This window comes from Candidatus Neomarinimicrobiota bacterium, from assembly GCA_012964825.1.
GTDB lineage: Bacteria > Fidelibacterota > Marinisomatia > Marinisomatales > S15-B10 > UBA2125.
On sequence record DTTI01000057.1, the window covers coordinates 6,123 to 27,615 of the forward strand.

Consider the following 21,493-nt stretch of genomic DNA (forward strand, 5'->3'; position numbering starts at 1 on the left):
TTCGGCCGGGATGTTTATATCGGTCCCGATGAAGAAGTGGAAAGTGTGGTCAGTATCGGTGGTGTTCTGGAAGCCATTTATGACTGGCGGAAGAGACAGAACATCACGCCTCAAATTAAAGGAGCTTAAGAATGGCCTGGATTAAAATGATCCTCGAAGGTGAGGCTGAGGGGGAACTGAAAGAACATTACGACCACAATATGGAGCCGTGGGGCGGGGTGGACAATATTATAAAGATCCACAGTTTGAGCCCCGAATCGCTGAAGGGGCACGTTGCCCTTTATAAAGCGGTTATGTACGGCAAGTCACACATCCCGCGGCCGGAGCGGGAGATGATTGCTGTTGTTGTGTCAGCCCTCAATGAGTGTCACTACTGACTGACCCATCATGGGGAGGGCCTCCTCAGGCTGACAAAGGATGAAACATTGGTGAACCATCTCAAAGAGGATTACACCAAGGCTGACTTGACACCACCTCAGCGGGCAATGCTTGACTATTCGGTAAAACTGACAGAATCACCGGCCCGAATGGAACCGGCTGACCTGCAACCGCTCCGGGACAATGGCTTTGATGACAAGGCCATCCTGGATATCAACCAGATAGTGGCTTACTTTGCCTATGTGAACAGGGTGGCTGACGGGCTCGGTGTGGAGCTTGAGGATTTCTGGAAGGGGAAATGATTGAATTTTTTGATCAGAGACAGTGGATCAAGACGGGCATTACATTCGGTACTCCCCTGTCCATCGCCATCTCCTTCAGCGTGAATAAGTCGGTCTTCTGGGCCATCTTTGACGGCTTCTTTCCTGGCTTTATGTGATCTATTACATGCTTCTTCACTGAAGTTGCCTCACCGTTTCATTCAGACACAATTCTGAGCTAAATTCTGCCCGGAATGACAGATAAGGAGAAAGAGTAATGGTTCCTTCACTGATCGGCTCAGTTGTGGGTTTAGCCGTATGTTTCACTCTTGTCTATATCACCCGGCGGCTTTCTGAAATTGTTGATTCCGTAGACAGCGCCTCTGACTAGATTCTTCTTATGAAAGGGCTGTTCCTTGTAGCGCTGCTCCTGCCTGCGGGGCTGTGGGCGCAGGATCACAAACTTTTCTGGGACGGTAGCGACTGGCAGCGAATCTCGGAAAAAACTTCCGGTTCCCTCGAATATACCTTCCTTCTTAAATCCGCTTACCTGAACGGTCTCCAGGACGGCCGCCTCTACGACTATTATAAATTGTGGCCTGCTGACTCAGTCCTTGTGACAGAGCACCTGAAGCCGGAACTGGAAGACTACCTTTCAACGGCTGAGCTGGTAAGGGTGCTGGACAATTTCTACAAAGAGCCACTGAACAGATACATCCCCATCGCCTCAGCCATCCTGATTGTGAACATGACGGCCCAGGGTCAGTCGGCATCTGTGGTGGATGAATACACCAGGAGGAGCAAGGATTGGATCAACAGCCTCATGCTGGAGTTACAGAACCAGGATCAGTATAAGATGATGTGGGAAAAACAGCAGTCGAAGAAAAAGGGGTAGCCGCTTTATTCCACGCGGATCAGACCGTCCGTCGGGCTCCAGGCGAACACCCGGGCATCGTTCCGGAAGGTGACGCGGCTTATGTGGTACCGGAACCGGTGATCCATGGACTTTTCGAAAGGGTAGGTGTAGCCACGGATGGTGGTCTGGTCGTTAGTAAGCACGGGGTCATAGGGGTGGACGTGGACAATCCTTTTTTCGCTTACAATTTGATCATCGGAAGTTGCTTCTGTTATGTATCCGGCCAGTTCGGTGACCCGGCGGCCGGAGCGGTTGTCCACCTGGACCACCACATAGAGCATCTCGTCATTAACCACCCGGATACGGACATCGACATCGAAGAGAGGCGCCTCCTGGCCGAAGAGTGTACCAGCGAGGAGGAAAAGGGGAGCAATAAACCGTTTCACGGCGTCAATTTATTGACGGGCATCCGCCATGTCAACCTTAGTTGAAGGAACCTTTGGCGGTGGCTGTAGTTCCACTTTAGGCTGAGCATGACAGAAAAACAGTTTCGTGAACTTCTTCTCTCTCTTGACGAAAAACTCCGTGTAAAAAAGATGGGCACCAGTGGTGATGTGTGGGTTGCCATGGGGGAGTTGGTGAACGGTGCTACGAGAGATGACATAGCCACAGAGCTCACCGCCCAGCTGCTGGAGGCGGACGTGAGGGGGGAGGATGGTACCGTCTGGATCAAAGTGAAAGATTCTCCAGCAGCGCCAGAAGAGAAACCGCCCATTGTCATCCCGACACTGAACATTGGTCTGTTCTTCGCCACGGTGGTCACGACTCTCATGGCGGGGACCATTATGGAGGGGGGCAATCCGTTCTCACTGTCTGAGATTTCCATGGGATTCCCCTTTTCAGCCACTTTGCTTCTCATTTTGGGATGTCACGAGTTCGGCCACTACTTTTACGGCAAGAAGCACAATATTGATGTAACGTTGCCCTATTTCATACCAGCGCCCACATTCATCGGCACGCTAGGTGCTGTAATAAGGATTAAAAGTCCCATCCAGCACAGGAAGGCCCTGTTGGACATAGGCGCGGCGGGACCTATTGCAGGATTCGTGGTGGCGGTACCCTTGCTTTTTTACGGGCTCTCCATGTCCACGGTAGTGGAAATTGCTCCGGGTGAGGCTATCATTCTCGGGGAGTCGCTACTGATGAAACTGGCCACCGCCATGGTCTTTCCCGGTTTGACGGAAAGTGAAGATGTGATGCTCCACTCTGTGGCTTTTGCCGGTTGGATCGGCCTGCTGGTGACCATGCTTAATCTGCTCCCCATCGGCCAGTTGGACGGTGGGCACATCGCCTATGCACTGCTGGGAAAGGGGCACGACAAGATCGCCAAATTGGCATTCCTCATGTTAATCCCTCTCAGTTTTCTCTCCCTGAACTGGCTGTTGTGGGGCGGACTCATTCTGCTCCTCATGCGGACGGTAAAACATCCACCCATTCTTGACACGAGTACACCTCTCACTCAGCGGGAGCATCTTATCGGCATCGCCTGCCTCATCGTTTTTATCCTCTGTTTTATGCCGGTTCCTTTTGGCTAGCAATCCATGATTCGCGGGATCAAACTGACTTTACTTCTTTTGCCTGTTCTGATGCTGAGTCAGAGCAGGGTGGGTGAGTGGAAATCGTACCCCTCTTTCCTGAATGTGCGGGAGACCATCGAGGTGGGGAACCTGCTGGTCTCAGCCACCTCCGGCGGGATTTTGCTTTACGACCGGGAAACACTGTCGTTTGAGACAGTGACCAACATTGATGGACTGGTAGAGACAGATCTATCTGTTATAGCTGAAGACGGAAACGGCCACTTGTGGTTGGGCGGTGCGGCACCGAACGGAACGGTCCAGGTCTATGACCTGGAAAAGCGGCAGTCTGTTAAAATTTTCAACTTTGACCTGTGGGAGGTGACGGCCATGGCCATCAGCGATTCGGTGGTCTGTGCGGCGTATTCGAAGGATGGTCAGTGGGGTATCCTGGAATTTGTCATGCGGGATGGGGAATTCAGCTACAAGCAGATCTATAATCCGTCTGATGAGAACCTGGAGGCTATCAGCGGCCTTGCCCTACGGAACGACTCCCTCTTTGCAGCCACCAACCTAGGACTGTTTGCAGGTGACTTCAAAAAATTTATTCTCAACTATCCCCAAAACTGGACCAGTATCCCGGAATTTACCGGGAAACCTGTGACGCGGTTGCGGCACGTGGGCGATGAACTGCTGGCCATTGCTAACGGTGAGATCTGGAGCGTGGAGATGAAGCCCCAACTCTTGAGTGACATTTACAGTGGTCGGACCTATTTGCGGGACGTGAACCGGGACGTTTCCAGTGCCATTATACTCCTCACCAAGTGGAATCTGGTCCGCCTGGACGGTTTCGGTGAGTTGGAGGACAGCTGGGATATCCGCCACGAGCCGTTCAGTTTTGTTCCCACGGCCGACGGCAATTTCACCGTCTCCTCCAACTCCGGCATCGCCATCTGGAAACCGGACAGGGAAAAGTTTGAGTGGCGGATTCCCAACTCTCCCGCCAGCAATGTTTACACGGCCATGACGGTGTTGGAAGACGGCCGCCTGGTGGCTGCCGGGCCCGACGGCATGGCCGTTCTCAATGAGAACGGCTGGTACAACCTGATCCCCAGTGAAGAAAAGTGGGCGGTCTATAGCCACAACGCTGAAGAGTACGGTGAATTTGTTTCTGACACGGCCCAGTACCATTCGGCCCGTGCGTGGTCCATGGTTGAAGATGAAGGGGAAGTGTGGGTCTCCTATCAGGGTATCCGACCGGCGAGGAATAACTTTAACGAACCTATGAGTGGCGGTGTTATCCGTTTGTCGCTGGACGATCCCGGCGGTATGGCCATTTTTGACACCACTGGCGGAAAGGTGGTGCCCACGGATAAAAAGGGTTATATGAACGTCCGGGGTCTCACGGTGGATGGCAAGAACCTGTGGATTTCCAACTTCGGCGCCGGTGACCGGGATAGTAAGATTACCGTGGCGGACAATGACGGTAACTGGCACCACATTCCCCAGATGGGGAGTGGCGGTGTGACACAGAAAATTGACAACCCCACGGAGATCCTTGTGCCGGAAAGCTGGATCGCCGTCATCGGTACCAGTAAGGATGACGGCCTCTTTGTACTGGAACTGGACCAGGACGCCGATGGCGACGGCACACCGGACGCCCTGGACATTGACAGTGACGGGGATGGTATTCTAGACAGCGAGGACTGGGACGACGACGGTGATGGTGTCCCCGATGATCAGGACCTTCTGCCTGTTTCGTGGAGGAATTTTTCCACCATTCATGGCCTGGCGGATAACACCGTCTGGTCCCTGGCTCTGAACGGGGACGAGGACATCTGGGCTCTGACGGCCCGGGGTCTCCAGCGGCTCACCTTCAACAGTGCCTACACGGTACTCACACCTTTCTTTTTCACCTACTTTGCCGGTGTACCGTTCGGTGAAGGGTCAAAGATTACGGTGGACGGCCGGGACAATGTTTGGGTCTCATCGATCACCGGAGGGCTTTATGTTTTGCTCTCCAACGCGACGCCGTGGCCGGACTGGAGCGGGTTCAGTAAAGAGAACAGCATGCTGCTGTCTAATGAGGTGACGGCAGTGGCCATTGATGACCGGAAAGGCCTGGCGTACATCGCCACCTCCAAAGGGATCAACGCACTGAAAATCCCTTTTGCGAAAGAGAAAAAATCGTACGCCGATCTTAAAGCGTTTCCGAGCCCTTACCGGATCCCGGCGGCGGAGCCCATGGTGTTGGATGGCCTTATGGATGAATCGTCACTGAAGATCATGACACTCGCCGGTGAGGTGATCCGGCAGATCGACAACACGTCACCTTCCGTCCAGGGGTACCAGGCGTTCTGGGATGGCAAAACAGACGGCGGAAACTGGGTCAGTACAGGTATTTATCTTGTGGCGGTCTACTCGAAAAGTGGTGATTCCCGGGTCACCAAAGTGGCCGTTATCAGGGAATAGCCGTTTCAGGCTTTAGTGGTATGGTTGCCAGGGAAGAACTCCGGCATCAATCCAAAATTTCCTTCCAGTTCATCAGCAATGGACTTGATCATATTTTTTCGCTTGTCATAGTGCATAAAAGCGCTCTTTATGGCTGTAATGGTCACTTCCCGGAAATCGTAAAGGTTAAAACCAAACAGGTCGTGGGCCAGCATGAACTCATCTGTCATAGTAGTGTTTGAGATGAGCCTGTTGTCCGTGTTGAGGGTGATGCGGATCCCCTGGTCATAGTAGTAGCGGACGGGGTGGTGCTTCAGGCTTCGGATAGTCTTGGTGTGGTAGTTGCTGAGGATACACGCCTCCAGGGTGATGCGATGATCGTTCACATACTGCATCAGGCCTTTGTCTTCTTTCAGTCTTGTACCGTGGCCAATGCGGTGAGCACCGCAGTAGTGAATTGCCTGGTGGATGGATTCCGGGCCGAACGCTTCGCCGGCGTGGATGGTGGCGTTAATATTGTGATTCAGGATCATGTAGAACGCCTCCCGGTGGTGCTTGGCGGGGAAGTTTTCTTCAACGCCGGCTAGGTCGAAACCGACCACGCCCTTGTTCTTAAACTTCAGTGTCAGGTCCGCCAGTTGCAGTGACGCCTCCGGGCTTATGCTCCGGATACCGCAGACGATAATGCCGCACCGGATGTTGAAATTCTTCTCCGCTTTTTTCAGCCCTTTCATGACCGCCTTCACAGAATCGGAAGGGGTCATATCTTTCTGGGTGTGGAGGATGGGGGAATAGCGGATCTCAATGTAACGGACATTCTCCGATGCTGCGTCTTCCGCAAGTTCATAGGCGGTTCGGGTGAGACTCTTTGGCGTCTGCATGACGCTAAGGGTGATGTCAAACCGCCTGATGTAGTCTTTCAGCGTGCCGCGCTTTTTCCCCACGGAGAGGATGCTTCTGAGCTGTTCTTCGTCTGTGGAGGGGAGATCCACCTTGTTCCGCTGAGCCAGGTCGATGATGGTGGGTATTCGCAGGCAGCCGTCCAGGTGGCAGTGTAGTTCCACTTTGGGCAGCTTGTGAAGAAGATCCCTCGTTATTTTCATCTATCTTTTTGTGACCGAGCGGTAGAGCCAGGCGATAACACCGATAAAGAGGACTGGTCCCAGCCAGGAGAAACCGCCCACGGTGGGCCACCAGTTCTTGTTGGCGGTGACGAAAATGGGTACGGCCACCATGATGCCCAGGAGCGCTTCTCCGGTAATTAGGCCGGATGCCAAGAGCAGTCCTTTTTTCTCCGTCGTTTTATCAGCGCCGGCCTGTTTGGCAAGGTGAGCCACCATACCGCCAATAAAGATGGGGACGGACAGTTCAATGGGTAGGTAGATCCCAACTGCCACCGCCAGGACGTGGACCCTAAAGTCGGCGCCTCTTTTTTCCTGGCGAATATCGATCAAAATAATGGCAATACCGATAACAGCACCGAACATGACCATATTCCACGGCAGGTTGCCGGTAAAGACACCGTCGGCCACTGATTTCATGAGTGTTGCCTGAGGGGCCGACAGGGTGGGAGAGCCAATGACATAAGCAGTATGGAGAATATCCAAAACAAGCCCCAGCACCACAGAGGCAGACAGAACGCCAACCACCTGCATCACCTGCTGTTTCCACGGGGTGGCACCGACGATATAGCCTGTTTTCAGATCCTGCATGTTATCGCCGCCAATGGCCGCTGCGCAGCAGACAACAGCTCCTACCAGGATGGCCCCTGCTGCTCCCGCGGGGGAACCTTCCCCCAGGAGGCTTAACAGTAATAGAGAGGTAAAAAGGATGGTAGCGATAGTAACGCCGGAGACGGGGTTATTGGATGATCCCACCACACCGGCCATGTATGAGGCCACGGCTGAAAAGAGAAACCCGAACACCATCATGACCAGTGACAGCATCGCCGCCACGGGCACCGATTCCAGGACGTCGTAGTAGAGGAGAAACACTGGCACAAGCATAGCCACCAGCAAAATGAACACATAATTGATGGGTAAGTCCCTCTCTTTTCTGTCTACGAGGGCTCCGGCCTGAGTTTCTTTCAGCGCAGCCAGGCTGGCCTTGATCCCTTCCACCAGCGGTTTCATCAGTTTAATGAGGGACCAGATGCCTCCAACCACCATGGCGCCCACGCCCAGGTATCGGATCTGGGTATTCCAGATGTTCCAGGCAGCCTCCATGGGGTCGCCTTCATAGCCGTAAACGGCAGAATAAATGGGGATGGCGAATGCCCAGGAGATGAGTCCGCCGCCAAAAACGAGAATAGAAATATTCCTTCCCACGATATAGCCCACAGAGACCAGGGCCGGGGAGAGGTCCGTGCCAATGCCAAATATGGCGCCGCCCACGGTGCGGGCACCTTCAACGGCTGCGTGCCACATGGAGAGCCCCTGCTGGCAAATTTTCATAACACCGCCCACCACGGCGGAAACACCAATGATTTTAATGCCCGCAGACGCATCAGATGTGGCGGCGGACTTCGCCTCGTCGCCGGCTTTCAACACTTCTGCCGTGGCGATCCCCTCAGGGTAAAGGAGTTTCGCCTGGACGATGAGAGCCCGGCGGAGGGGGATCGTAAAGAGGACGCCGATGAGTCCGCCGATAGCTGAAATCTTGGCCACTTCAACATAGTCAAATGTGGTCCAGTAGCCCATGAGGACGAGAGCGGGGATGGTGAAAATGACGCCGGCCGCCAGCGATTCGCCGGCTGAGGCGGCAGTCTGGACAATGTTGTTCTCCAAAATATTCGAATTTTTGAAAAAACGGAGCACTCCCATGGAGATGACAGCGGCGGGGATGGAGGCAGAGACAGTCATGCCGGCGAAGAGACCGAGGTATGCGTTGGCTCCGGCCAGAACAGCTGAAAGCAGAATGCCCAGAATGATAGCTTTGACAGTGATTTCAGGTAATGAATTCTCTCCGTTAGTCATATCTTGCTCCTTGGAAGTTTCGCGAAAGATAGAGAGAGAATGGTCACCTTTGCAAGGAGTTGGGGAACCCTTGAATGAGACCGGCCGCCGGGCGTAATTTCCTTTAGTGAAAAGGGGTGCTTTCCCCGGTGTGAACGGGGAGGCTGAGAGACACCCTTTGAACCTGATCTGGATAATACCAGCGAAGGGAGAAAAATGAGAAACTTAATCCTGTTCACCCTCCGATCGCTGAGGGTTTTCTTTTTCGTCGTTGTTCCGCTTGCCCTGGCGGCGCAGGTGCCTGAGGTCACCGTTACTGGAGTTGTGCTTGATGGCACCACCGGTGAGCCCCTCCCCGGGGCCAACGTGGTGGCAGCCGGTACCGGCACGATGACAGATGCCCAGGGAGAATTTTCACTCTCCGTACCACCGGGCTCCACAGTGGAAATATCCCATATAGGTTTTACCTCTGTCGCCGTTCCCGGAGTAGAGGAGCCTGTGACCGTCCGGCTTGTGCCCACGGCGCTAAGGGGAGAAGTAGTAGTGGTGACGGCCGGGTTTACGGAAGAGTTTCTCCAGAGCGTGGCATCCAGCGTGGCCATTGTGGGACGGGCCCAGCTATCAGCCATGGACGAGAGCCACCTCCAGGGTGTGTTAGAGGCCATCCCCAATGTTCATTATGCCGGCGGCACGTCCCGTCCACGCTATTTCCAGATCCGGGGGATGGGGGAGCGGAGCCACTACGCCGATGAAGGGCCACCCAACTTTTCCGTCGGTTTTGTTATGGATGATGTGGACCTGAGCGGTCTCGGTATGGCAGGCCTCATTTACGACCTGCGCCAGGTGGAAGTGTTCCGCGGGCCACAGTCGTCCATCTTCGGGCCCAACGCCCTGGCGGGGCTCATTTCACTCCGGTCCGCCGACCCGGATGACCAGTTTACCGTCAAAGCACAGTACGGCCTAGGCTCCCAGGAGAACAGTCGGCGTGGTGCAGCAGTGGGAGGGCCTCTGGGAGAGAAGCTGGCCTACAGGCTGTCCTATCACTCCGGTTACATCAACGGGTTCAGGCAGAATATTTTCAGGAACAGCTTCGATAGCAACAAGCGGGATGAAAAGCTCCTTCGGGCGAAACTTAGGTTCGCCCCGTCACCTCGGTTCAATCTGCTGGGGACGTTCTTCCAGACCGTTCTGGACAACGGGTACGACGCCTGGGCGCCGGACAACAACACCTTTTTGCATACCTACTCCAACGATCTCGGCAAAGACAGCCAGACCACAGACGCTTTTTCCCTTCGCGCCAAGATGACGCTGGCTGAGAGGATTACCTTAACCTCCGTAACTGCCTACTCGGAAACGGACCTGGTCCACAGCTACGACGGTGACTGGGCGAACGAGGAATTCTGGGGTGCTGAGCCTTTCAATTTCAATCCTTTGACAGAGGGGTGGAAGTACGAGTTCTTTGACAGGAACGACCGGCACCGGGCCACGGTGACCCAGGAGTTCCGTGTTGTCTCCGGAGGATGGGTGGCCGGTGTTTACGGCAAGGCCATGAATGAAAAAAACGATGCCACAGGCTACCTTTACGGCGGGGATGCCACGGAGATGACCAGCGATTACGATTTTTCCGTTACTGCTGGTTACGGTCAGTTCCAACTGCCGATAGGGGACCGGATGGTGGTGAAAGGTAATATCCGGGTGGAGACCAATGCCATCCGATACGACGGCACGGCGGGAGGGTATGATGACCGATACCAGTTCGTCACTCTGGGTCCGGTGAATTACGAAATCGACCACATCCTGGTGGGCGGGAAGGGAGCGGTGCAGTTTCTCCTAACACCGACTTCCAGGTTGTTTGCCACGTTGGCCCGGGGGTACAAGGCCGGCGGTGTGAACCAGCATCCGTACCTGACCGAGACCAACAGGCTGTACGACCCGGAGTATATTCTTAACGCGGAAGTGGGTTACCGATTGGCCGGAGAGAGCCTTACTTTAAGCTCTGTTCTTTTCGCCGCCAGGCGGACGGGTCAGCAGGTCTCCATCTCCAGCCAGCAACTGGAGGGGGATCCCAACAGTTTTTTTTACTACACCGCCAACGCCACCACGGGGACGCTGGCCGGCGCCGAACTGGACGGAAAACTTCTGCTTGGGGAAAGTTATTCCCTGTCAGCTTCGCTGGGACTGCTTTCCACTTACATTGACCCCTTCACTTTTGAGTCGTCGGGAGGAAACATTACCCTGGGCAGCCGGGGAGCAGCCCACGCGCCGAGTTACTCATACACCCTGGCCTTCGATACCGGCCGGCCGTTCGGACTGTTTACTCATCTGGAAATTATCGGCAAGGATGAGTTCTATTATTCTGACAGCCACGACAATGTCTCCGGTGCTTACCAACTGATGAACGCCCATGTGGGGTACCGCCGGGGGCCGTGGTCGGTGAAAATGTGGGAGCGGAATATTTTAGACGTAAGGTACGCCGTTCGGGGCTTTTATTTCGGGCTGGAACCGCCGGACTACAAGGATAAGCTATACGTCAGCTGGGGCGACCCGCGCCACTACGGATTGATGGTAGAATTCAGTTTCTGACCGCTATTTATCCAGCTTCAGTTTCTTCAGTTTCGGGGCGATGATAAACTGGCAGTAGGGAGCGTTGGTGTTGTTATTGAAATAATCCTGGTGGTATTTCTCAGCCTGATAGAAAACATCCAGCGCTTGGATCTCCGTGACGATGGGGTCTTTGTACAGTTTTGATTCACCGGCTGCTTTCAGGGACGTTTCGGCAACCTTGCGCTGTTCTTCACCCTGAGTGAAGATGGCGGACCGGTACTGGGTTCCCACGTCGTTCCCCTGGCGGTTCAGGGTGGTGGGATCATGGGCCTTCCAGAAGACGTCCAGGATCTGGCCGTAGGTGATCTTTTCGGGATTGAAGGTGATCTGTGCCACTTCGGCATGGCCCGTGTTACCGGTGCAGACAGCCTTGTAGGAGGGATTCTTCACATGGCCACCGGCGTACCCGGCCACCACGTCCACCACACCATCAATTCGCTCGAATACGGCCTCCACGCACCAGAAACACCCGGCGCCCAGGGTCGCGGTCTCATTCGTATCCATTCTCTTGTCTCCGGCAGTTAGGGTCATTGAAAATATTAGGCAAGTGAGTGTTGATTTCATTGAGGAAGGTATGACTTAACCTCTTTTTCTGTCAGGCGCTTATAACGGTCCAGAATTCCCCTTTCCCTCATTAGTCTTTCAATGCCTTTAATATCCATGGGTACAAAATCTGACACAATTTCAGCACCATTTTCGGTGATTACAATGAGATCTTCCAGCCGGATATAAATATTTTCTTCCGGTACCCGAAGTGCTGGTTCTATTGTGAAGACCATTCCTGGAAGAAGTTTTTTTGAATGATCACCCACATCATGGGTCGCCATGCCGACGCCGTGTCCCAGACTGGAATAATCCCGCTTGCTGGAGCGGGTGTAATTTTCAACAAAATTCTCGGCGGCCTTGCGATGATGATCCTGGTTGAATTCGGCTGATTTGAGAACAGCTTCCATTTCTTTTACAGCTTCCTTGCGTACCTGCACTGGTGCCACATTGGGGCGGATATTGTCCAATATGGCGCGGTAGCATTTTACATAAAACCCGTAGAGCTGGGCCTGTTCTTCAGAGAATTTTCCATCCACGGGCCACATTCGCGTAATATCACTCATGTAGTAATTGTAGTCTGGGGAATAGTCCATTAACAGTAAATCACCCTCTTTCAGCTGATCCTGTTTATTGTGGTAATGAGGCATGTAGGCATTTGTGCCATTGGCGATGAGGGAAAAGTAAGCATCCCCCTGAGAGCCGTTGATGTGGTAAATATATTTTGCGAGGCCGTCCAGTTCATACTCATAAATCCCTGGTTTCGTAGAGCGCATGCCCTCCATCAGCGCCAGGCAGGAGAGGACGGTAGCCTTTTTGATCACTTCGATCTCTGCTTTACTCTTGATTAATCGCATCTGATCCAAAATGGGTGTCAGGTCTCTGATTTCCGATCCCGCCATGTGGGTCGATATATTCTGGATGAAATCCTTGTACCGGGGAATAGTATGATCCCAGGGATCGTTCTGAATATCGCCATCGTAGCGAAGCAGCAGATCGCGGCTTTCGGCATGCCTTTCCGGTGGTGACTGGTAAAGATAGACAACCGGTTTCTTACGCATTCGCATCCGCGACAGATGTTCACCCATTGCTTTAGTGGAGTAGACATGATCAACACCGTTCAGTGCCTGGACCGCCTCCGTATCTTCCGCCGAAAGAAGGGGCCCTTCGCTTCGTTCCCGGCGGGCGTTCTTATGGGGCAGGTAGAGGGAGGTTTCACCTGATTCACCCTTGATCAACAGATAGGCGTGTGGCGTCTCGATTCCGGTGAGGTAGTAAAATTCGTTATATTGACGAAATTTTACATAACCGGTTTCAGTAGGTGCTCCCTGTAAAACAGCAATTGATCCCGGCTCCATCTCCCGCGCCAGTCTGGTGCGGCGTTCTTTGAATTCTTCGGCTGAAAAATATCCTTTAGCCGAAACAATGTTTAATAAGACTGTGAAAAGGATCAGGACTTTTGTTCGCATAGTTACCTCAATAAATGAAGTTGCCCTCGCAACATTGCCGGCGCAATTTGATTAACGATTGGTTTTTCGATTAATCCCACGGGTGTTTATTTAAACGGTTCGGTGACCACGTCCGGGCCGGCGTATTTCTTTGATTCGGCCACAATGCGCTCCACCTCGCGCATGAGGTTATCGTTCTCGAAAACAACACCATCCTTGATAGTGTGGATAATTCCCTCCGACCGGTACATCTCTTTGGTCTTCGGATCCATCATGATGGATCCGAAGGGGTAGAGGTATCGGAAATTTTCGGCAGGACTTCCGTCCACCACCAGGATGTCAGCTATATATCCTTTCTGGACCATACCCAGCTTCGGTTCGAGAATGGTCTGGGCGCTGTTGTAGGTAGCGGTGCGTAAGACCTCCAGTGGGTGCATGCCCGATTCCAGAACCAGCTGGAGTTCCCGGATGTTACCGAAACCGCCGGTGGACCACTGGTAGTTGTCATCGGTACCATAGGCGACCCGGCCGCCCCGTTTGTTGAACTCAAAAATGAGGTCTCCCCACAGGTCGTACATATAGTGCCACCGGTATTCGTCCAGGGATGTCCAGTTATACTGGAATGAAGCGTGATTGTCAGGGTTGGGGAGGTGCATTTCCCACAGTGCCTGGTGAGTATACTTCTCGTGCCACGGTAGGCCGTGGGCGCGGATGATATCCCTATTGGCCTCATAGGTGGCCCTGTTGGGCTGCATGGTGACACCGTAATAGACCAGTGAATCGACAACATCATTTAGCAGGCGGTGGCGCGTTTCGGGGTTTTCCCCGGCCTCGATCCACACCTGGGCCGCTTCCCGGAACCGCTTGTTCTCATCCCGGTAGTTATAATCGACGGGATAGTTTTGCACCCGCCGGTTGAGGGCCGATTCAGCATAGCCGTAGTGATGAACAATCATGGTAACGCCGAGGCGTGCCGCATCCAGGGCGTTGACCTGAGATGTGGAGGAAGGCTGAATATGTACAGCTGTAATCCCACCGGCGGCCTCGATTGCTTTTGCCGCGGCACCAAACATGACGGGGTTCCAGCAGAGACCGTTCAGGTAGACCTGGCGAACACCGTTCCGGATCATGGTTTTGGCCACTCTGTCGGCATTTTCGGGATTCATGAGAAAATCGCTTTCGAAGTCAGTTGTATTGCCCCATGAGTATATGGGGAATAACCGCGGCGCGATAATTTCATTGTTTCGTTCTGCTTCCAGCTGATCCTTCACTCGGCCCTGTTCAGCGGGACCGATGGAGGTGATCCCGGTGGCGAGCTGGAGGTAATAGATGTAGTCCAGGGGCAGGTCTTCACCACGGAGGTGAAGGTGGAGATTGAGCATGCCGGGCATGACGTAGAGGTTGTCTCCAGCGATAACACGGTCCCCTTTCATCTTGCTAGGTTCATCGGGGTCGTGCCCGCGCATTTCAGAAATGACGTTGCCCGTAACGAGTATGTCGTAAGGTCCGGTAGCGGGGCCGCCGTGACCGGGGATCACCATCACATTGCGGATCACAAGGCGCTTGTAAGGCCCGGCGCCGAGATCCCCGAAATCGACCATCTTTTTGGGATTCGGTTTATGCTTTACTTTTTCCAGTTGGGGGAAAATGGGAGAGTTTAGAAGAAGAGTGACAGCCAGGAGAGTTCTGAGATTAAACAGTGATTTCATCTATTGCTCCTTCGCGATTCTGAGATGATAGTGAAACGGAGTTGTCCGTTCCCCGTCAAAGATTACCCCACATTAATTCGGTAACTCAAAGTTCACTCTTTGAGGCGTCATAAACAAGTTTTCCGCCCACATATGTTTTTTCCACAGCGGTCCGCCTGATTTTTTCGGCGGGGACGGAAAGAATGTCCTGTGACAAAATAACAAAGTCAGCCAGCATACCCGGTTCCAGTGTCCCCTTGATATTTTCTTCAAAGGTGAGGAAGGCGCCGTTGCGGGTGTAGCCCAAGATGGCCTCTTCCATGGATAGGTGCTCACCGGGGCCGAAGACACGGCCCGTTTTCCCCAGGCGAGTGACGGAGGAGTGGAGCCCCTGGAAGGGGCCGGTGGGGAGGATGTCGCTCCCCAGGGCCACAAAGATGCCGTAGTCCATGGGTGTCCGGAGGGGGTTGTTGAGCTCCAGCCTGTCGTCGTCCAAGTTTTCCATGTAGCGGCTGTCCAGTGTCCAGGTGAAGTTGGGCTGCTGGGCGATGTGGATACCGTGCATGGCCATGAGGCGGTAGGTCTCCGCTGGCGGGGAGACGGTAAAGTGGTTCAGGTAGTGGCGATGATCGCCCCGGGGCCATTTCTCCAGCGCGTCCACGAACATTTCCACGGTCATCTTAATGGCGGCGTCACCAATGGCGTGGAAACCGAGCTGCCACCCTGTTTCGTGGGCGTCGAAAATGATGGTTTCCAGCGCCTCGTCGGAATAGTTCATTTTGCCCCGGTAGGTTTTTCGGCCCTTGTAGGGGTCAATGGTGTAGGCTGCCGGACCGGTAAAGCCCCCATCTGCCAGGATTTTGACGGCGCCTACTCGGAGATGGTCATCACCTTGGCCCGTCATGAGGCCGGACGCTTCCATCTTCTCCCTGCTGGTCCAGCGGATCTGGACAGTGGCCCGGGGGAGCTCCTCACCGTGCTCGTTGTAGACTTCCTGCCACTGGCCCCACTCTTCAATGGTGGCGCCGGCCTGGATGAAACTGGTGATGCCGAGAGAGAGGAAATGTTCCAGGTTGTTGATAAAGCTCGGTTTCAGCTCTTCCCAGGTGGCGTTAGGGACCAGCCGGTAGACCAGGCCTGCCCGCTCCCGGATGATGCCGTTGAGATCACCGGAGTCGTCCCGTTCAATAACGCCCCCTTCGGGATCCGGGGTATTTCTGTCTATCTCCGCCAGTTTCAGTGCCAGGGAGCTGGCCACGGCACTGTGACCCCCGGCACGGGAGAGGATAACTGGGTTTTCCGGCGCCGCCTCGTCCAGGTCCCACCGGAGGGGCCTCCGTTTTTCCGACAGATCGTCCTCAGCCCAGCCGTAACCGGTGATCCACTCACCGGGCCCCAGCTCTTCCGCCTTGGTCTGGATGCGGCTGTGGAGATCTTTGAGAGAAGTGAGGTCTCCCAGTTCCAGGTGCCGGCGTGGCCGGCCTCGGACGTGCTGGTGCGTATCGTTGAAACCAGGGATGACCGTTTTCCCATTGAGGTTAATTCTTTTTGCAGACCGGTAGTGGCGGGCCAGGGAGTGGTCGCCTACGGCGTGGACCACACCTTCCTTAACAGCCAGGGTGGCGTAGATGGGAAAACCGTCACCGGCGGTGACAATCCTGCCGTTTACCAGGAGCAGGTCAACTTCAGTTCTGGGACCGCATCCGAATGTTAATAAAAAGAGAAGGATGAGTAGTCTGGGACGAGCGTGCAAGGCTGTATTCAGGTGGGACTCTTAGGTTTTTATGGGGTGCTGAGAAGTTGAATAAGCGATTCTCTCGCCTTTCTTGGATTGAACTCATACGGTCCCGGACCGCCTTTATAGTGAACTTTCTCTTCATTGAGGATGTAGATCCGCTCCGGCCACGCGGAGAAAACGTCCGCAGCCGTGTTGTCCATACCATCTACAAGGGTGGGGATAGCCAAACCGAGCTTTTCGGTACAGAGCCGGGCTGCGGCCAGGCGCTCCTGGAAGGTTTCATGCTGCCTGATGCGAATGCCGGCCTCTTCGTTGGAATCGGCCTGCCACTCGTTCACACTGTGGGCCTCAGCTATGTAGACGATGTAAAAGTCCGCCGAATCTGCATAATCGTTGAAAAACTCTTGAAGTTCGCCGGACCGGCTGCGGAAGGGGGGTCAGGTGTAGCTGCCAAAAATGAGCACCGCAGGGCGGCTGCCCAGATGAGATAAACCGACGGAACCGGTCTCCTCTAGCCTTTCCAGGCTCAGGTCCGGGACGGGATCTCCCTCGTTCAGTCTCTCTTCTTTTCTGTAGGTGGTGATGGTAGACCGCCTCATCTCCCGGCGCCGGGGATCAGACTCTGCGGTGACCTCGTCCATATCCCGCGGGTCGATAAATTCTTCTCTATTCATTTTTGTCTCGAGAGATACTGGTTCATCTGACAATCCTAATAAAGTTAGCTTGGAGGGGATCATGAAGTGAAGAGCTCTTTTTCAAAACTTTGTCGAATGCGACTATTTTGCGGATTGATCGGCTGCTATTAACTTTGCGCCCTTAAGAAGATGTAATAATGGCGAGAGTATGTGAAATATGCGGCAAAAAGCCCGTGGCCGGTAATAACGTGAGCCATGCCCACAACAAGAGCCGCCGCCGATGGAATCCCAATCTTCAGCGGGTTAAGGCAAACATTGACGGTTCTATCAAACGTATCCGTGTCTGTACAAAGTGCCTTCGTTCAGGCAAAGTGCTGAAGGCAGTTTAGTTCCCTTCAAAAATAGCAGTCTGATCAAACGTCTCTGACGGCGTTTCTCAGCGTCGTGTTTATTTATTCCAAATCAATTCGGCAGCCTGAAAGACACCCCCATGTCTATGAAGACGGCCTCACCATTATCTGTTATCGGGATCCCGCCGTTCAGGTCCAGCTGGATATTATCCCGGAGCATATAGGTAAAGCCCGTATCCATGGAGAGGCTCATATCTGACATTGCATCCATGGGACTGCCGCCCCAGGAGCCCACAAACAGGCCCACCCTTTCCGAAATACCATAACCAAGCAGGGATGCAAAAGAGAAGGCCAGTTCGCCATCAGCATGGGATGCAGCCAGATGCCAGTCCAGGCCCAGATCATCGGTTAATCCTTTGGAAAAGGGAAACACGAGATTAATCTGTGCGGCATCCATTTGAAATCCGTCCGTATCTGGTACAGACAGTGATAGCGCCACACCCATTCCGGGTAGCCCGCCATCCTCCCGGATAGCCATAAGCAATCCGGCGGTGACGCCCCCCAGATTGGATGAACTTTCAGAAAAAAGGTCATCCAATGTAAAACGGGCCTCAAGCTTTTGGGTTAATCCTGTCCTGAGCATGATGACACCTCCGTCATCCGGAGGTGTCCAGTTAGATTCAAACTGGTAATATCCTCTGGGAAGAATATGAATTGTCTCTACATGTCCGGGTCTTCCAGTGCTGAATTCAGGGCTATCCTGAGCTCGGCCAGCCGTTAAAAGTATCACCATGAAAAGCAGATTTCGGTAGGGGGGGACAGTGACACAATGGCGTGCACTGCTGGTGGTAATGCCCAGGCGTAATGTTAAAATCATATTCATTTTTTTTATGACATGACCTCCCGAAACGCCGTCACGAACTTCAACATCTGTTCAGGTTTGACCAGGGTGAGACGACACCAGTCCAAGTAGGGGGGGAAGGGTCGACCGACTCGCACACCCCTTTCTTCCATCTCAGCCTGAAACTTCTGAATGGGGCGTCCGGTGTGGAAAAAGATGAAGTTCGTCTTTGAGGACGCATACTCTCGGCCCATTTCGTCAAGAACATCTGTCACGACTTTCCTTGCTTCATCATTTTTCTTCCGGCAGAACAATTGATGATCATTGTCTCTATAGCTGGCTAGCGCCGCTCGGAGTCCCATCATATTGAGAAGTCCTCCCGTCATATGAGGTTCAAGCGCTGATACGATCTCCGGTTTCGCAAAACCGAAACCAATCCTCATTCCTGCCAACGCGTGGATCTTTGAGGCTGTGCGAGAGACAAGAACATTTTCCCCAGCCTTCACCAGGTCTATCATGGAGCGATAGTTCTTATCACGAACATACTCATGATAAGCTTCGTCAACGAAGACAAGCGCCTTCTTTGAAGCTTCCTCGCAGAACGGGCGCAATCTCCGATCCTTTGTGATATTCCCTGTAGGATTGTTAGGATTGCAGACATAGACCAGCTTCGTCTTGGCACTTATTGCTTTGCGCATGGCGGGAATATCCATCTCAAAGTCATCTTGAAGGGGAATTTTCTTGAGCACAGCACCGGTTGTCTTTCCATAGTCATTAATGGCTTCAAACGTGGGATCGGGAGAAAGGATTTCCCCACCATCCCGCCCGTAGGTGAGTGCCGCAACATTCAGGACTTCCGTGGAGCCTGCACCGATGAAAACATGTTCAGATGTTAGTCCCACTTGATCGGCGATGAGTGCTTTGAGTTCAGCAGTAGCCGGTTCCATGTTGTACAGGTTTGCTTCCTGGAAAGCCATTCGCATGGCACGTCGTGTTACCGAGGAAGGGCCATAGGGATTCTCATTGTACATCATACGGAGAGGCACTCTTCTCGAAAGCTTCGATGATGCAATAACAGGCGTGAGGAAGAACCCTGAACCTGCCGCCGCTGCTCCACCAGCAATTGTGAGACTTCTAGATAACCATTCGCGTCTTGTTAGTGTATGACTCATATGCTTACCTCCTTAAGAGAATAGCAGTTCAACTTTTTTGATCTAATAACCAAAGGTCATTCAACTGAGAAGCGTTCGAACCAGTTCCTCAGGTAAAGCTGTACGCGGATGAAATTGGTCGGTGGCCTACTTCTGCTGTGCCAACCATCGGTGAGCCGGATCATGGCTGTAGGCACTTTCCGAAGTTTCAAGGCTTTGTAATACTGTTCCGTTTGCTCCATTGGAGTTCGGAGATCCTTTTCTCCGGTCATGAGCATGGTAGGAGTAGTGACGTTGCCCACATACATGAGGGGTGAACGCCGTAAGTGCTCGCTCGGATCCTCCCAGGGCAAATTCTCGAAGTTATAGTACCAAGAAGAACCATCCGTCGTTCCAACGAAGCTCATCCAGTTGATGACGGGTGCTTTAGACACAGCAGCGGTAAATCTGTCCGTGTGACCAACTATCCAGGCTGTCAGAACTCCTCCTCCACTCCCGCCATAGACGAAGAGATTTTTATCATCAATGTATCCGCGCGAAAGGACTTCATCCACACCTGCCATGAGATCATCAAAGTCCTTGTCTGGATATGCATTCTTTATGGCATTACCAAAAGCGCTTCCGTAGCCGGAGCTTCCACGGGGATTTGTGTAGAGAACCACATAGCCATTTGCGACGTGATTCTGATTTTTGAAATCGAATCCCCCATTATACATGGCATGAGGTCCACCATGAATCCTCAAAATCAGGGGATATTTTTTTGAGGGGGTAAAATCGGGTGGCTTCACGATCCATCCCTGGATACGAAAATCGTCCACCGATTTGTACCAGATTTCTTCCACCTCTCCCAGTTTGACTTCCGACAGATGTGTTTTATTCGAAGCGTAGAGTGTTTGAATTTGTGACGGCTTCCTGATCCTGAAAGAGACCAAGTTTTTCGGTACGTGGTAGCTGCTTAGTGTCCCCACAGCCAGGCCGCGCTTACCGATGTCTGTGATACGGAGAATATGCTTACCCTTGGTTACAGGTCGTGGTTTACCGGATAGTGGCGCAAAGTAGAGATTCGAGGTGCCGTTCATAGCCGCGGTGTAGTAGACACCGCTTCCATCCTCCGACCAGGTTAGATTGCCCGGCCGACGACCCATTTCCTCCGCGATCCGTTCAGGCTTGGAGCCGTCGGCTTTCATGAAATAGAGTCCTTCTTCGATGTAGGTGTCGTCACTCCAGTCGTGACCGGTGTAGGCAATATAATGACCATCTGGGGACGGTACTGGACCACGGTCCGGCCCTTTCCTTTTTGAGAGCTGACGAATGTTTCCAGAATTAACATCCACTGAATAAATTTCAGATTCTCGCCACTGGTATTCCGCATCTTCAATTCGAAGAGACTCAAAAACTATGGTTTTTCCATCTGGCATCCATTTAAAAGAATCATGATGCCAATTACCATGGGTTAGGCGGTGCGGTGTACCACCATCTGCGGGAATTACGAATATGTGACGATATCCCTTGGGATGATAACCTACCCGATCGCGACGGTAGTTGAGTCGCTCGATTATGGTGGGCTTTGCGGTCCAATCCGCTTCGTTGGGCTTAGGTGGCATATTGATATTCCACAGTCCATCATCAACTGGAGGTACGACCATCTGGAAGGCAATGGAATTTCCGTCAGGCGACCATGTGATGTTCGAGGGTGAATCAGTAACGCGGCTGACCTGGCTTACTGCGCCCTCTGCGTCCATCCAACGGACGAAGAGTTGGGTTCCACCTTGTTTACCTGGGGCAAGGAAGGCAATTCGCGTACCATCGGGTGACCACTTAGGAGATGATCCGTCAATGAGAAACCGGTTCTTTTTACCGTCAACATTCATTATCCAGAGAGAGGTTTCCCAATTGTCATTTACAGCGTCTACCCACCTTCGGGCATAGATGATCTGCTGACCGTCAGGGGAAAGTTGAGGGTTTTCTATATCTTCCCAACTTAGATAACGATCGACAGTGAGCCGTCCGATTTCCTGCTGT

General features: G+C 53.1%; 19 protein-coding genes and 1 riboswitch. Of the genes, 7 read left to right on the forward strand and 12 right to left on the reverse strand.

Translation table 11 applies throughout. From position 1 onward, the window contains the following. Positions 1-131 precede the first annotated feature (131 nt). From EYO21_05560 to EYO21_05570, 3 genes are all read left to right on the forward strand, one after another. On the forward strand, positions 132-377 hold the full coding sequence (locus EYO21_05560; protein ID HIB03274.1) for a peroxidase: 246 nt from the start codon (positions 132-134) through the stop codon (positions 375-377). Beyond that, positions 378-680 (forward strand): peroxidase, encoded by a 303-nt coding sequence (locus EYO21_05565; GenBank protein HIB03275.1) that lies wholly within the window; start codon positions 378-380, stop codon positions 678-680. Positions 681-1,038: 358 nt separating this feature from the next. Beyond that, positions 1,039-1,533 carry a hypothetical protein gene (locus EYO21_05570; GenBank protein ID HIB03276.1) on the forward strand — a complete coding sequence of 165 codons (495 nt, stop codon included), beginning with the start codon at positions 1,039-1,041 and terminating at the stop codon, positions 1,531-1,533. 5 nt (positions 1,534-1,538) lie between these two features. On the opposite strand, the gene EYO21_05575 is transcribed toward EYO21_05570, so the two are convergent. Then, positions 1,539-1,940 (reverse strand): hypothetical protein, encoded by a 402-nt coding sequence (locus EYO21_05575; protein HIB03277.1) that lies wholly within the window; start codon positions 1,938-1,940, stop codon positions 1,539-1,541. An 87-nt stretch (positions 1,941-2,027) separates the two neighbouring features. Here EYO21_05575 and EYO21_05580 point away from each other — a divergent pair, with 87 nt between their 5' ends. Both EYO21_05580 and EYO21_05585 read left to right on the forward strand, forming a co-directional pair. After that, positions 2,028-3,089, forward strand: a complete 1,062-nt coding sequence (locus EYO21_05580; GenBank protein ID HIB03278.1) for a site-2 protease family protein — start codon at positions 2,028-2,030, stop codon at positions 3,087-3,089. 6 nt (positions 3,090-3,095) lie between these two features. Then, entirely contained in the window at positions 3,096-5,540 is a 2,445-nt protein-coding gene (locus EYO21_05585) for a hypothetical protein (GenBank protein HIB03279.1), read from the forward strand. 5 nt (positions 5,541-5,545) lie between these two features. On the opposite strand, the gene add is transcribed toward EYO21_05585, so the two are convergent. Further along, the gene (gene add, locus EYO21_05590; GenBank protein ID HIB03280.1) at positions 5,546-6,622 is read right to left on the reverse strand and encodes an adenosine deaminase; all 1,077 of its coding nucleotides are present in this window, start codon (positions 6,620-6,622) and stop codon (positions 5,546-5,548) included. Further along, positions 6,623-8,494 carry an oligopeptide transporter, OPT family gene (locus tag EYO21_05595; GenBank protein HIB03281.1) on the reverse strand — a complete coding sequence of 624 codons (1,872 nt, stop codon included), beginning with the start codon at positions 8,492-8,494 and terminating at the stop codon, positions 6,623-6,625. It abuts the gene before it with no gap. Between the two features lie 102 nt (positions 8,495-8,596). Then, a riboswitch (TPP riboswitch) is annotated at positions 8,597-8,701 on the forward strand. Here EYO21_05595 and EYO21_05600 point away from each other — a divergent pair. Continuing rightward, positions 8,690-11,056: a TonB-dependent receptor gene (locus EYO21_05600; GenBank protein HIB03282.1), complete on the forward strand. Its 2,367-nt coding sequence runs from the start codon at positions 8,690-8,692 to the stop codon at positions 11,054-11,056. (Overlaps the previous riboswitch by 12 nt.) A gap of 3 nt (positions 11,057-11,059) precedes the next feature. On the opposite strand, the gene msrA is transcribed toward EYO21_05600, so the two are convergent. The 6 genes from msrA to EYO21_05630 all read right to left on the reverse strand — a co-directional run bounded on the left by msrA (position 11,060) and on the right by EYO21_05630 (position 17,168). Further along, positions 11,060-11,581, reverse strand: a complete 522-nt coding sequence (gene msrA / locus EYO21_05605) for a peptide-methionine (S)-S-oxide reductase MsrA (GenBank protein ID HIB03283.1) — start codon at positions 11,579-11,581, stop codon at positions 11,060-11,062. 56 nt (positions 11,582-11,637) lie between these two features. After that, complete coding sequence (locus tag EYO21_05610; protein HIB03284.1) at positions 11,638-13,089, reverse strand: M24 family metallopeptidase; 1,452 nt, start codon at positions 13,087-13,089, stop codon at positions 11,638-11,640. A gap of 86 nt (positions 13,090-13,175) precedes the next feature. Continuing rightward, on the reverse strand, positions 13,176-14,777 hold the full coding sequence (locus EYO21_05615; GenBank protein HIB03285.1) for an amidohydrolase: 1,602 nt from the start codon (positions 14,775-14,777) through the stop codon (positions 13,176-13,178). Positions 14,778-14,862: 85 nt separating this feature from the next. Next, entirely contained in the window at positions 14,863-16,521 is a 1,659-nt protein-coding gene (locus EYO21_05620; protein HIB03286.1) for an amidohydrolase, read from the reverse strand. Between the two features lie 17 nt (positions 16,522-16,538). Further along, positions 16,539-16,832: a hypothetical protein gene (locus EYO21_05625; protein ID HIB03287.1), complete on the reverse strand. Its 294-nt coding sequence runs from the start codon at positions 16,830-16,832 to the stop codon at positions 16,539-16,541. A gap of 99 nt (positions 16,833-16,931) precedes the next feature. Further along, entirely contained in the window at positions 16,932-17,168 is a 237-nt protein-coding gene (locus EYO21_05630) for a hypothetical protein (GenBank protein ID HIB03288.1), read from the reverse strand. A 158-nt stretch (positions 17,169-17,326) separates the two neighbouring features. On the opposite strand from EYO21_05630, the gene rpmB reads away from it, so the two are divergent. Beyond that, positions 17,327-17,518, forward strand: a complete 192-nt coding sequence (gene rpmB, locus EYO21_05635) for a 50S ribosomal protein L28 (protein HIB03289.1) — start codon at positions 17,327-17,329, stop codon at positions 17,516-17,518. A 73-nt stretch (positions 17,519-17,591) separates the two neighbouring features. Here rpmB and EYO21_05640 read toward each other — a convergent pair whose 3' ends face one another. The 3 genes from EYO21_05640 to EYO21_05650 form a co-directional block, all read right to left on the reverse strand. Then, positions 17,592-18,362: a hypothetical protein gene (locus tag EYO21_05640; protein HIB03290.1), complete on the reverse strand. Its 771-nt coding sequence runs from the start codon at positions 18,360-18,362 to the stop codon at positions 17,592-17,594. Between the two features lie 5 nt (positions 18,363-18,367). Continuing rightward, positions 18,368-19,492 carry a histidinol-phosphate aminotransferase family protein gene (locus EYO21_05645; GenBank protein ID HIB03291.1) on the reverse strand — a complete coding sequence of 375 codons (1,125 nt, stop codon included), beginning with the start codon at positions 19,490-19,492 and terminating at the stop codon, positions 18,368-18,370. Between the two features lie 56 nt (positions 19,493-19,548). Further along, a partial coding sequence (locus tag EYO21_05650; protein HIB03292.1) for a S9 family peptidase occupies positions 19,549-21,493 on the reverse strand: 1,945 nt, incomplete at its 5' end.

Coding starts and splice junctions, on each gene's coding strand:
- EYO21_05560 (HIB03274.1), top strand. CDS start 132: ATGGCCTGGATTAAAATGATCCTCGAAGGTGAGGCTGAGGGGGAACTG.
- EYO21_05570 (HIB03276.1), top strand. CDS start 1,039: ATGAAAGGGCTGTTCCTTGTAGCGCTGCTCCTGCCTGCGGGGCTGTGG.
- EYO21_05580 (HIB03278.1), top strand. CDS start 2,028: ATGACAGAAAAACAGTTTCGTGAACTTCTTCTCTCTCTTGACGAAAAA.
- EYO21_05585 (HIB03279.1), top strand. CDS start 3,096: ATGATTCGCGGGATCAAACTGACTTTACTTCTTTTGCCTGTTCTGATG.
- add (HIB03280.1), bottom strand. CDS start 6,622: ATGAAAATAACGAGGGATCTTCTTCACAAGCTGCCCAAAGTGGAACTA.
- EYO21_05595 (HIB03281.1), bottom strand. CDS start 8,494: ATGACTAACGGAGAGAATTCATTACCTGAAATCACTGTCAAAGCTATC.
- EYO21_05600 (HIB03282.1), top strand. CDS start 8,690: ATGAGAAACTTAATCCTGTTCACCCTCCGATCGCTGAGGGTTTTCTTT.
- msrA (HIB03283.1), bottom strand. CDS start 11,581: ATGGATACGAATGAGACCGCGACCCTGGGCGCCGGGTGTTTCTGGTGC.
- EYO21_05610 (HIB03284.1), bottom strand. CDS start 13,089: ATGCGAACAAAAGTCCTGATCCTTTTCACAGTCTTATTAAACATTGTT.
- EYO21_05615 (HIB03285.1), bottom strand. CDS start 14,777: ATGAAATCACTGTTTAATCTCAGAACTCTCCTGGCTGTCACTCTTCTT.
- EYO21_05630 (HIB03288.1), bottom strand. CDS start 17,168: ATGAATAGAGAAGAATTTATCGACCCGCGGGATATGGACGAGGTCACC.
- rpmB (HIB03289.1), top strand. CDS start 17,327: ATGGCGAGAGTATGTGAAATATGCGGCAAAAAGCCCGTGGCCGGTAAT.
- EYO21_05640 (HIB03290.1), bottom strand. CDS start 18,362: ATGAATATGATTTTAACATTACGCCTGGGCATTACCACCAGCAGTGCA.
- EYO21_05645 (HIB03291.1), bottom strand. CDS start 19,492: ATGAGTCATACACTAACAAGACGCGAATGGTTATCTAGAAGTCTCACA.